Origin of the sequence: Nitrospira sp. (assembly GCA_024760545.1) — a bacterium.
GTDB lineage: Bacteria > Nitrospirota > Nitrospiria > Nitrospirales > Nitrospiraceae > Nitrospira_D.
On the sequence record CP060501.1, the window covers coordinates 1516295 to 1528714 of the forward strand.

Consider the following 12420-nt stretch of genomic DNA (forward strand, 5'->3'; position numbering starts at 1 on the left):
AGGCTTATAACAGACGCTGGGAATTGAGTCAAGCAAATGGAGTGAGAAGTGACTGAAGTATATGTATTTTTATGGGTGTGTGGATTGCGGACATCCTCTCTCAGCATTTGTAACTGGACATCGCGGGAGTCCACTCCTTCGTTCATTTGTGAGACAGGCCCGAGGTCTTCAGGGAGACCGCTGTCCTGAAGCTAGTGTTCGCTGGCGAACGTCGCGAATGACTTCGGATCTCTTGTGCGAGCTGGATGCGTTTCGTCCGACGGGGTCTCCCGTGCCAAGTCAGGTTTTTCTTGGACTGGGATCTCCTGGCTGTTAATGTCACGATGTAAAAGGAGGTGAAGAGCATGTGTTCTCGCAGAGGATTCTTGATCGGATTGTTTTTGTTCGCCCAAATGGGGCTGCTCACTCGCATTTTTAACGATCTCCATGGCGAAAGGAGCGGAAAATTCATTAGACAAGGCTGGGTGCTACAAACAGGAGACGTTTGATGCATGTTGACTTCAGCCTTTCAGTAAACGGCCTACCCAAGACAGCGGATTTTTGTGTTGTGGGATCAGGGCCTGCCGGGATGACTCTAGCATTGGAACTTGGAGACTATGGTCGTTCAGTGATTCTCTTAGAGGGAGGCGGACTTCGTCAGAGCGTTGAGTCTCAGGATATTTATAAGGGGGATGTGATAGGCGACCCCTACTTCGAGCTTGATTCCGCTCGTTTGCGATATCTGGGAGGAACGAGTGGCCATTGGGGCGGGGAGTGCATACCGTTAGGTGAAATTGACTTCCAAAAGAAGCAGGGTTTTGAGAATGCACACTGGCCAATCACAAAGAAAGACTTAGACCCGTTCTTGGCAAAAACGCTCTCTATTCTCGACATTCCACCACCACGCGATGAGGTGATATTAGATCGGGAATTCGGCATCAGACAAACTGGCATTTCCTATTCGCAAGTTCGGTTTGGTGAGAAATATCAGGAGAGACTTAATCTGTCGAAAAACGTGACCTACGTTACGAATGCCAACTTAACGGGATTGAAAACGGATGGACAACGTGTCGTAAGCGCACATGCGACCAACTTTTCCGGACAATCCGCCAACATAAGAGCGACACACTTCATTTTGGCAATGGGCGGAATAGAAAACAACCGGATGCTCCTGTGGTGCAATCATCAGACGAATGGAAAACTTGTTGACTCTCGCGCACCGCTAGGTCGTTATTGGATGGAGCACCCCGCTTTCAGGGTCGGGCATGCGCTCGTTGACCTCAAAGTGGTGTCTGTTCATCACGGGAGGAGCGAGATTGGCTTAACAGATGCAGTAAAACGAAAGTTGTCGACTTTAGATTGCCGAATCATCGTGAGAGGAATGCCGCCTGAAGGCACACAGGCGCTGCTGAGCGATCTGTTATGCGTTGCGCCGAAAGTTGGCGCCTGGGCCACATCGCTGGTAGGGAAAAAGCTTGTCTGTGGGCAACACCTTAGCACGGAATGGGAACAAGAGCCTATCTGGACCAACCATGTGAAGCTGTCCGAAACTAAGCGTGACCGTTTTGGAATTCCGTTGACGGAGCTGCATTGGAAAAAAACGGATCGCGATCTTGCTACGATACGGCAAACCCTGTCTCATTTTAACGATTATGTGATGGCCAGAAATCTCGGACGTATCAAATTTTTTGAGTGGGTGTTTGGCAACGGTGGCTTTCCCGATTACCGGGTAACGGGCGATTTTGGCGCTAGTTATCATCACATGGGCGGTACTCGAATGGCGGACACGGTCAAGAACGGTGTGGTGGATTCAAATTGTCGTGTATTTGGACAAGGCAACCTATATGTCGCTGGTTCATCAGTTTTTCCATCTGGTGGATCGGCTAACCCAACCCTCACGATTGTTCAGCTCTCTTTGCGATTGGCAGAACATTTGCGAAATGCCTGACCTGCCCCGGCTATGATCGTCTTTACCTCTCGTTATGGTGTGGTGAAGTATGTAATCGCCAATACTTTACTCTTGCCTTCGCGTCATACCGCATCCTACTGAGCGCCTCATCTCTTACCCTCCACGCGTTGATAGTGCCGATCATGCCCCTCTTGTGTTGAACCGGACCAACGGTGAAGCGGCTGTTCTTTACAGCGCAATAGGTACACAGCCTTCCGTCATGTGCTCGAGCCCACGATACGTCAACTTGACGGCGTGCTCGCGCATGAGGCTTGAGAAGCGGTGTTCTCTAATACGGACTTCAGATGGCGCAGCCTCACGGATACCAATCGGAGTCACCAGGCTCTTCCATCGTGACGCCGAAGAGGGAATCGGCGATGCCCATGATCCGCTTATGCTCTATACCAGCAGTATGTGCAAGAAAGGGATTGAGACAAGGAGGAACGGGGTTATCGCATCAACAGAATCACGAGAACCATGAAGCTCCACAACGTAATGGATAGGCGTAGTCCATTGACAATCCCCGTGGCGGGCCCGAACGGATCATCCTCCTGTTCCTCCTGCACCTCGTCGTGCACTCTTCGCAGCGACCCTTGGCCAGCGTTTGCACTGGACATGCACAATCTCTCTAATCGCGCATCGTCGAGAGCGAGATTGCCGACCGATTGTGGATATGGCCTTCTGCCCTGGGTCCGTGAAGATGCCATGATCGACCTCCTTCCCTGCAGACGGTGAAACCAACTTCACACTCGCAACAAGGATATCGCAGGCTTCGAGCTTCTCATAATGAAACCATCTTTCCAGGAGATGCACGGGACGGGAAAGAGGTCGGCACGGGATAGGGACACTCCAGCACTTAAACCTGAGTGCGCGGCACTGAATGAACAAAGCACCCGCTTTGGGGAATCACCCGAATCGGAGACGGCCGTTGACATGCATGAAATGACCGCCCGATTCGTAAAGGGGTATGGGTGTCTGCCGCGATTCAAGCCCTGAGTGACAATCCAATGATTGCGGCTGGACTGGAGAACCTGCTCTTAGGCCGGCTGCAGGTCCCCCAGCCTGACGGAAACCAGCTTGGAAACGCCCGGTTCTTCCATCGTGACGCCGAAGAGAGAATCGGCGATGCTCATCGTCCGCTTGTTGTGTGTAATGACGAGAAACTGGGCATTCTGCGCCAACTCCTTCAAGACACCTGTAAAGCGCCCGATGTTTTCCTCGTCCAGCGGAGCGTCGATTTCGTCCAACAGACAGAACGGCGTCGGCCTGATGAGAAAGCTCGCAAACAAGAGCGCCATTGCGGTCAGCGTCTTTTCGCCGCCCGACAGCATAGTGATGCTTTTCAACCGCTTCCCAGGCGGTTGTGCAACAATTTCGATACCTGGTTCTTGGCTGCCGGGAGGCTCGCCGTTTTCTGACGGCGGCTCGTCGACCAACTGCAGCTCAGCCCGGCCGCCGGGGAAGAATTGGACGAATACCTCGGAAAACTTCTGCTGGAGTTCGTCGTACGTGGACGCAAACATTTCTTTCGTCGTTCGGTGAATCCGCTGAATGATCTCCTTGAGCGACACAATCGAATTCGACAGGTCTTGCTCCTGCGCAGACAAAAATTTGTGGCGTTCCTCCAGCTCTTGGTGCTCGCTGATGGCAGCCAGATTGATCGGCCCCATGCGATCGAGCCGATCACGAAGCTTCTGCAACTGCTCTTTCAACTCGGCATCGGAACGTTGGGCCGCCTCCTGACCGGTGGCATCGGTCTCTATGACCGATTCATTCGATACCGGCGCATCGTCGATCAGCGCGAGCGGATCGAGCTGATACGTTCCCGATAAGGTTCCTTCGACTGTGGCCAATTGCGTGCGAAGTTCCGCACGGCGCACTTCCACCGTCATCCGTGCATCGCGAATCGCGGAGACTCCTCGGCGCACTTCTTCCAGACTCGCTTCCAAAGTCTGGCTGGCACCCATTTGCTGCGCTTGTTGCTCCTGAGCGGCAACCAACTCCGCTTTCACCCGACTTGCCGTCACACCAAGCTCTTGGCAGAGCGCCTCCTGACGGGCTTGCTCATCCCGGCTCCGCTCGATTGAACCCTTCAGACTATTCAGATGTTCCCCCAGCAAACGGCGCCGATCCTCCGTCTCTTGAATTTGTTGCGCCACCCGAACCCGATTCTGCTGTTCGTGTTCCCGTCTTGCGCGCAAACCCTCTGCCGTCAGCTTCGCTTGCGTCACATGTTCTTGCTGTTCTCTCATATTCTGATCAAACAACCCCAGTCGCTCACGCACACGCCCCAACAACGTTTCCTGACCGTTTTTTTCAGCGACCCATTGCCCCAATTGAGCGTGGGCTGATTGCGATTCTTGCTCCAGCCGCTCTCGCTCACCGAGACCTTCTTGAATCTCCGTCTCCACTGCATTCAGTCGATGGTCAAGATCCGTCAGCACATGTTGAAGCTTCTCTTCGTCTTTACGGAGCGAGAGATCTTGCATTTCGGCATCACGAAGCGAATCCCCTAGCTGGCGGTCCCGCTGGGTCAGGAGCTGGGTCTGAGCGAACACATCGTCCCGCTGCTGCTTACTCTGATCAAGCTCGGTCACAAGCGCGTGCCGCTTGACTTCCAGATCGATCACTTCTCGTCGACGCTCGAGGAGACCCGGCGTTCCTTGGACCTGACCTCCGGTCACGATACCCGATGCATCCACCACTTCACCGTCCAGAGTCACCAGGATCGGACCGTTCGGAGCGTGCCACGCATGTTGCTCCCACACCTGCATCGCCTGGTCCAATGACCGAACAATCACGACGCGATCGAACAACGAGTCCCGTGCCCCCGTTCGAGCGGCGTCGGTCTGGATCAGATCCACGGCGCGCCCAACTATGCCGGGCTGCTCGGCAATCGCCGACCACCAATCATGGGTCCCTGCCCCTTCCCATCGTGGGTGCTGGGGAATAAAGCTGCCTCGCCCCAGTCCCTCCTGTTGGAGGAAACGGATCAACCGCCGTCCCACGGATGGTTCATCCACAAACCACCCTCGAACACGCTCCCCTAGCACCGCCTCGACCGCACGCTCCATGCCTGATGGGATAACCAGCCATTCGGCGACCGCATCCCGCACCCCTTCGCACGATTTCAAGGCGGGGCCCTGCTGAGCCCCTTGCCGGCCATAGCCCATCTCCTCGCGCACCACGCCTTGCAGCGCCTCCAAGCGTGAATCCACGCCCGCCAACTCCTCCGAGCGTCGTAAAATCGCCTGATCCAGCGACTGCATCATCCCGGCAGCTTGAATGGCCTCTTCCTGCACGGAGCGTTGGTCCTCCCGCAGTTTCGTTACGAGACGGTCGGCTTCTCCGTATTCCTTACGTACCGCCTCATGACGTTCGATCGCGGCTTCACGTTGCCCACGAAGCTCGTCTCGCTCCGAGACCAATCGAGTTCCACGGCCTGCGAGGTCTTCCACTCGTTTCATGAGCTGCGAGATACCCTGCTCGGTATTCGCGACCAGGATCGCCAGCTGCAACACGTCTTTGCGCCCTCGCTCTTCTTCCGCGACGGCCGCAGCCCGTTGCTGGAGCAATCGCGCCATCTCCTGATCAAGCTCACCGAGGGCACGATCCCGAATCACCATTTCCTCTTCGACGGAATGCAATGATGCCTCAACAGTCTGGAGCGCGCCGGCCAGATTGTCCCGCGAACGGACCAGCTCTTCCAGCTCAGCCGACTCTTCAACTTGTTGCTGATTCAATAACTGACCTCGGTTGCGTTCGACTTCCGCCGCGGTCAGCGCGTGGGACTGCTGGTGCTCAATTCCCGCCAGTTCTTCTCGAGTCTTTCCGATCAAGTCAGCCGTCGCAATGGCATCAAGGCGAGCCCGTTCGAGATCCGTCGTGAGCCGAGCCTGCTCGGCGGCTTTCTCGGATTCTTGCCGATCCAAATTCAGGACGTCGTCCTCCACCTCCCGCAACGTCTGCCGCAATGCCCGGAATTCCCTGGTCAACAACGTCACTTCAATCCCGCGCGCTTCTCCTTGCAACGTCTGATAGGTGCGCGCCTGGCGCGCCTGCCGTTCGAGAGAATTGAGTTGCTTCTTGATCTCAGCCACGATGTCTCGGACTCGCAGGAGATTTTGCTGCGTCGCTTCCAACTTCCGTAATGCCTCGGCCTTCTGTTTCTTGTAGCGGACAATGCCGGCGGTTTCCTCGATGAGCTCGCGTCGATCTTGCGGAGACGCATTCAGGATCTGATCGATTTGGCCTTGCGCAATAACCGTGTGTCCTTTGCTGCCCGCACGGGTGTCGAGGAGCAAGCCGCGAATATCCTTGAGCCTGCACGGAGTCTTATTGATGAGATACTCGCTCTCGCCATTGCGGTACAAACGGCGGGTAATCATCAGTTCTTGAAATTCAGTCAGTTGGCCGGGGAGCCCCGCGCCGGCATCCAACTTCACCGCCGTCTGATCAAGGCCTCCGATGATTAACGACACCTCCGTCATGCCCAATGGTTTTCGGAGTTCGGTGCCATTAAAGATGACGTCTTCCATCTTTTCGCTTCTGAGTGTTTTGGTGCTTTGCTCGCCCATCACCCACAGAATGGCATCCACGACGTTGCTCTTTCCGCTCCCATTTGGACCAACAATCGCCGTGACACCCTCGGGAAATTCGATCTTGGCCTCAGCGAACGACTTGAACCCCAACATATCCAATGATTTCAAGTACATCGGCTCACCCTTTCACGCGCGCGTGGGGCGCTCCCATGGAAATAAAAATTTCCGGCCCTTGTATCATAGGAGCTTCAAGAAATCAAAGAAAAACACAGCCAATAGAGGAGATGCAGTGTGACCACTACAAGGTATAGGGTGGGGGCTAGGAAAATCTCAAAAGTGGTTTGGAATCCGATACATGGCCTCGGAACCATCACCGGCAGCGCAAGACGACCGCCCTAGGAAACCGCAGACAGCGAAGGGACGAAGGCTTTATCTACAACGCACTACCCGGCAATGCTGGCCATCGATTTCTTGGACGATTCTATTTGGACAAGTTCCTTCGGCAACAGAAATTCAACGTCTTCTTCGATGACGGTGAGTTCCTCGACTTCGGATGGTCCCGAAGCTCTCAAGAATGCGACCACTTCCGTGACCAAGATTTCCGGAGCGGAAGCCCCCGCGGCAATTCCGACTGCTTTGGCACCTTGCAGCCATTCCGGATTGATGTCGCTGGCTGAATCGATGAGATAAGAGGGAATGCCGCACTGCTCTCCAAGTTCACGCAGGCGATTGGAGTTGGAGCTGTTCGGCGACCCGATCACCAGAATGACATCCACGAGACGGGACAATTCCTTCACAGCATTCTGCCGGTTTTGCGTCGCATAGCAGATATCTTCCTGATGCGGGCCCTTGATGTTCGGAAACCGCTGATGGAGCGCGCTGACGATGTCCCGACACTCATCCACGCTCAACGTCGTCTGCGTGACATACGAGAGGTTGATGGTGTTTTCTACCAGTAATTCTTCCACATCTTTCACCGAAGACACGAGATGAAACTTGTCGGGAATCTGGCCCAGCGTCCCGATCACTTCCGGGTGACCGGCGTGACCGATAAGAATCAGTTCATACCCCTGAGTATAATCGCGGTTCACTTCGTTATGCACTTTGATCACCAGCGGACAGGTCGCGTCGATCACATGCAGGCGCCGACGATTCGCTTCCTCCCACACCGACTTCGCAACACCATGCGCGCTGAAAATGACGACCGACCCTTCCGGAACTTCGTTCAACTCTTCCACAAAGACCGCGCCTTTTTGCCGGAGCGAATTCACGACATGGCGGCTATGAACGATCTCATGCCGGACATAAATAGGTGCGCCATACTTCTTGAGGGAAAGATCCACGATATCGATCGCCCGATCGACACCGGCGCAAAACCCACGGGGATTGGCAAGATAGATTTTCATAATCGTCGCAGCTCCTTCGCTCGGCACTCTACCAGATCGTCCTGTCTGCAGTCTTTACTGAGTATTCACGATACGTCAGATCAACTCGTTCCGTCAACAGAATTGCCTCCGAAAAGCCACGACGGTATCACCGAGAGCGGGTGTCCCGGAGATCTTGCCCGCCTCCTACAGGCTTGGTATGTTGCGGGCTTGTAAATAGTTACACCCTCGGAGGTCCTTTCTGAGATCGAGTCAGGAAGCTATTCTGTACGCGGCCCCCCACATCCGACCTTTTTGGAGTCATGTCCATGTCCCCGAACAAATAGACACCGTCATGTCGTCATCACGCTGTTACCTTGACTCTCTCTCCGGTCCCCCGTACGCTCAGTGCCTGCTGAAATGTCATATCTTTGTGGCAACTGAAACTTTCCCTTTTTGTTCTGACTGTACAAGGAGGTGCCTCGGATGGCTCAAAGACCATTTCAAACGGGAGTTGCCATCAATCTTAGTAATGGAGAAAGCGTCAAGGACATCGATGTCCTGACCGTTCCAGCCAGAAAACGATTCGATGTCAAATTTGTCGGGATCAATGGATTCGGACAGCCGAATCAACCGCTCTTCTATGCAGTTCACGTGACCACACGGTCGAAAACGGGCATCTATCCCATTGCGCCTGCCGGCACTTCTGAGATCGCTGATCCCGAATTTCCTGCACGATATTTTGGGAGTCAGGAAGTCACCCTTTACGCGGATCCCAAGTCCAACCTCATCTTTACGGTCGCTCGCAAGGATACCTCGGCCAACGTGAGGGTATTTATCGATATCTGCGGGCTTCTCACCGATGTGTGAAGAAGGCAGCGGACTTGGCGAGCGGAAATTTCCGGATGAAAGACTCGTAACCATGACCAAGGAAATAACCCACATGCACTCTGCCGTAAATCCGTCTTCCATCTTGCAGACCGCCTTTGGGTTTTGGGGGTCCAAGGTCCTGCTCACGGCCGTTGAGGTCGGCCTGTTCACCACACTCGCCGATCGGCGTCTCACCGGCACGGAGCTGGGCAGGGAATTGCACCTCCATCCACGCGCCATCGCCGACTTTTTTGACGCGCTTGTGTCGATGAAGTTTCTCGACCGAGACGGCGACGGACCCGAGGCAAAATATTTCAACACGCCCGAAGGTGCCGTGTTCCTGGACGAAGCCAGCCCACGGTATATCGGCGGGCTTCTGATCATGCTCAACGCACGGCTGTTCAAATTTTGGAACGATCTGCCCCAAGCCTTGCGGACCGGCCGGCCGCAGAACGAAGTCAAACACGGGCAGAAAGGCATGTTCGAGGAACTCTACTCGAACGTGCCCAGGCTGGAACAATTCATGGGTGCGATGACCGGCGCCTCGCGCATCAACTTCGAGACGTTCGCGGAGAAGTTTGATTTTTCTCGATTCCGGACCCTCTGCGACGTCGGCGGCGCGACCGGCCTGCTCAGCATTGAGGTCGCGAAGCGACATCCGCATCTCACCTGTACCAGCTTCGATCTGCCGGTTGTCGAACCGATCGCGAAGAAACACATTGCCGCCTCCGGGCTGGAAGCTCGCGTGAGCACGGCGTCCGGTGACTTCTTCAAGGACCCGTTGCCGAAGGCCGACCTCATCACGATGGGTATGATTCTGCATGACTGGAATCTGGAGGACAAAATGCGCTTGATCCGATCAGCCTACGACGCGTTACCGCCAGGCGGCGCACTCGTCGCCATCGAAGCGTTGATCGATGATGCCCGCCGCGAGAATGTGCAGGGACTACTGATGTCCCTCAACATGCTCATCGAATTCGGCGATGCGTTTGATTATTCCGGCGCGGACTTCCGCCGGTGGTGTGGGGACGTCGGCTTCAAGCGATTCGAGGTCATGCACCTCGCCGGGCCGTCGAGCGCGGCTGTTGCCTATAAATAGACCGTCCATTACTTGACTCTGTCTCCCCTCCCCCGTACGCTGAGGCATCCTATGGGTTCCACCAATCACAAGAAAATCCTCATAGTCGAGGATGAGCAGGATATTCTGCAGCTCGTCAAACTCTATCTGGAAAAGGAGGGGCTTCGCCCTGTCACGGCGATGAACGGGCTCGAGGCGCTCAAGAAAGTCAAAGAAGACAAACCTGATCTCGTCGTCCTCGACCTGATGCTGCCCGAGATGGACGGGCTCGAAGTCTGCAAGCGGCTGCGTTCCGCAGCGGATACCGCGATGCTGCCAATCATTATGTTGACGGCAAAAGCTGAAGAATCGGACACGATCGTTGGGCTCGAGTTGGGCGCCGATGATTACGTAACCAAGCCCTTCAGCCCCAAAGCGCTCGTCGCCAGGGTCAAAGCCCTGCTGCGTCGGGTGGAGCGCTCACCGACTACCGGCCCGGATCTGTACCGCTATGATACGCTCACGATGAATTTGTCCCGCCATGAGGTCAGCCTTGGTAAACAAGAGATCCCCTTGACCGCGAAAGAATTCGGCCTGCTGGAGCATCTGCTTCGGCATCGCGGTCGCGTGCTGACCCGCGAGGTGCTGCTCAATGCCGTGTGGGGATACGACTACTATGGCACGACCAGAACCGTCGACGTGCATATCCGCCGTCTGAAGCAAAAACTCCCGCTCCTCGAAGAAGCCATCGTATCCGTCAAATCCCTCGGATACAAACTGAAAGATTTCGACGGATCAGGATGACTTGGTCGATTCGATGGAAAGTGACGGTCGGCACGCTCGCGGCGGTCGTCTGTGGCCTCGTGCTCGCCGGAGTGATCCTGGTTCAATTCTTCGAGCGACAGGCCCTCCTCGAACTGAGGGCGGTGCTGGAAACGAAAACCCAGCTCGTTGAATACGCGGTCCAACCGCTGTTTCACTCAGACTCTTCACCTCCGACACCGGCTTCCCTGCAAGAGACGGCGCGAGACCTCAGCAACCGCGCATCCGCTCGCATCACGTTGATTGCCGCAAACGGAACGGTGCTTGCCGATAGCGCCGTACGGGATATCGACCTATCCGCCATGGAGAACCATCGGTCTCGGCCTGAGATCCAACAAGCTTTTTCCACAGGACAGGGGCAGGACATCCGGATGAGTCACACCACCGGCGAGCGAACGATGTACCGTGCCGTCCTGCTGCGGCAACCTCAGCCCGCTCCGCCGATCGTCGTGCGTGTGAGCCTTCCCATGGTTGTGTTGGATCGCGAGCTTTCTGAATTGCGTCAACAGCTCTTTCTGGCTTTCGGCATCGCGCTCCTCGTCGCCCTCACGGTAAGTATCTGGCTGGCTCACAGTATCAGCAGGCCCCTTTCGGACATTGCGGCGGCGGCCCAGTACTTGAGCTCCGGCAGCCGGGTCCTTCCCATCCGAGCCAGTACGCAGGACGAGGTCGGTCTTTTGGCCACGACGCTCAATCACGTGGCGGAGCAGCTTCACGCGAAGATCGACGAACTCTCGGAAGATCGCGCTCAACTGCTTGCCGTGCTCACCTCGATGGTCGAAGGCGTCATGGTGCTGGACTACCGCGGCCAGGTCTTGCAGATTAACCCGGCCCTCGAACGCATGTTCGGCATTTCTCGAGTGGAAGCCCGTGGACGTCCATGCGCGGAGCTCTTCCGCCATCAACAACTCAACGATCTGGTGACGGCCATTCTCCAATCTCGCGCCCCCCATGAGGATGAAATCATGCTGCCGCTCAGCGGGCGGTATCTCCAAATCGAAGCATCCCCGGCGGGAGGTGAACGGGAAAACGAAGCCTGTATCGTCTTGGTGTTCCATGACATCACCGAACTGCGGCGTCTGGAAAAAATACGGAAGGACTTTGTTGCGAATGTCTCACATGAACTTCGGACTCCGCTCACGTCCATCAAAGGCTACGTTGAAGCACTTCTCGACGGCGCCAAAGACGACCCCCCCGTCGCCGCAAAGTTCCTGGAAATCATCCTCAGACAAAGCGATCGTCTCAATTTGATCATTGAAGACCTCCTCGAGCTGTCGAAGATCGAATCGGGCCGGGTCCTGTTGAAAGCGGAGCCCCTTGAGTTGCGCACCATCGTCGACCGGACCCTGTCGATCATGAAACCGATCGCCGACAAGAATCGGCATCGGCTCGTCACCGTGATCGACCCGTCGCTCCCCTCAGTGGCGGGCGACGAAGGCCGGCTCGTGCAAGTCTTGACCAATCTGCTCGATAACGCGATCAAGTATACGCCGGCAGGTGGGACCATCACCGTCGGCGCCAAGCTCATCCCTTCCTTTGGGACTGATCACCCGGCGAAGACGATCGAGCTCAGCGTCGCCGACACCGGAATCGGGATTCCCGAACAGGATCGTCCCCGCGTCTTCGAGCGCTTTTATCGTGTCGACAAAGCCCGATCCCGAGAGCTGGGCGGCACAGGGCTTGGGCTCGCCATCGTGAAACATATTGTGGAAGGACATGGAGGGCACGTGTGGGTAGAAGCCAATCAGCCGCAAGGCAGTCGATTCGTCGTTCGCCTGCCGCTCAGCCCCAAAGCCAGAGGTCTGGCTCAAGTGACGGAAGCAAGTAGGGCATGACGTA

At 55.7% G+C, this 12420-nt stretch carries 8 protein-coding genes; 5 read left to right on the forward strand and 3 right to left on the reverse strand.

Features of this window, described 5'->3' with window-relative positions:
- Positions 1-487: 487 nt before the first annotated feature.
- Positions 488-1927 (forward strand): GMC family oxidoreductase, encoded by a 1440-nt coding sequence (locus H8K03_07255; protein ID UVT21687.1) that lies wholly within the window; start codon positions 488-490, stop codon positions 1925-1927.
- A gap of 449 nt (positions 1928-2376) precedes the next feature.
- On the opposite strand, the gene H8K03_07260 is transcribed toward H8K03_07255, so the two are convergent.
- The 3 genes from H8K03_07260 to ispH all read right to left on the reverse strand — a co-directional run bounded on the left by H8K03_07260 (position 2377) and on the right by ispH (position 7874).
- Positions 2377-2634 (reverse strand): hypothetical protein, encoded by a 258-nt coding sequence (locus tag H8K03_07260; GenBank protein UVT21688.1) that lies wholly within the window; start codon positions 2632-2634, stop codon positions 2377-2379.
- Between the two features lie 330 nt (positions 2635-2964).
- The gene (gene smc, locus H8K03_07265; protein UVT21689.1) at positions 2965-6642 is read right to left on the reverse strand and encodes a chromosome segregation protein SMC; all 3678 of its coding nucleotides are present in this window, start codon (positions 6640-6642) and stop codon (positions 2965-2967) included.
- 269 nt (positions 6643-6911) lie between these two features.
- A complete protein-coding gene (ispH, locus tag H8K03_07270; protein ID UVT21690.1) occupies positions 6912-7874 on the reverse strand; it encodes a 4-hydroxy-3-methylbut-2-enyl diphosphate reductase in 963 nt (320 codons plus the stop codon).
- Positions 7875-8318: 444 nt separating this feature from the next.
- On the opposite strand from ispH, the gene H8K03_07275 reads away from it, so the two are divergent.
- The 4 genes from H8K03_07275 to H8K03_07290 all read left to right on the forward strand — a co-directional run bounded on the left by H8K03_07275 (position 8319) and on the right by H8K03_07290 (position 12416).
- Positions 8319-8702, forward strand: coding sequence for a hypothetical protein (locus H8K03_07275; GenBank protein ID UVT21691.1), 384 nt, complete (start codon positions 8319-8321; stop codon positions 8700-8702).
- A gap of 73 nt (positions 8703-8775) precedes the next feature.
- Positions 8776-9801 (forward strand): methyltransferase domain-containing protein, encoded by a 1026-nt coding sequence (locus tag H8K03_07280; GenBank protein UVT21692.1) that lies wholly within the window; start codon positions 8776-8778, stop codon positions 9799-9801.
- A gap of 51 nt (positions 9802-9852) precedes the next feature.
- The gene (locus H8K03_07285; GenBank protein UVT21693.1) at positions 9853-10563 is read left to right on the forward strand and encodes a response regulator transcription factor; all 711 of its coding nucleotides are present in this window, start codon (positions 9853-9855) and stop codon (positions 10561-10563) included.
- Positions 10560-12416, forward strand: a complete 1857-nt coding sequence (locus H8K03_07290) for a PAS domain-containing protein (GenBank protein ID UVT21694.1) — start codon at positions 10560-10562, stop codon at positions 12414-12416. Before H8K03_07285 ends, H8K03_07290 begins: the two co-directional genes overlap by 4 nt.
- Positions 12417-12420: the final 4 nt, after the last annotated feature.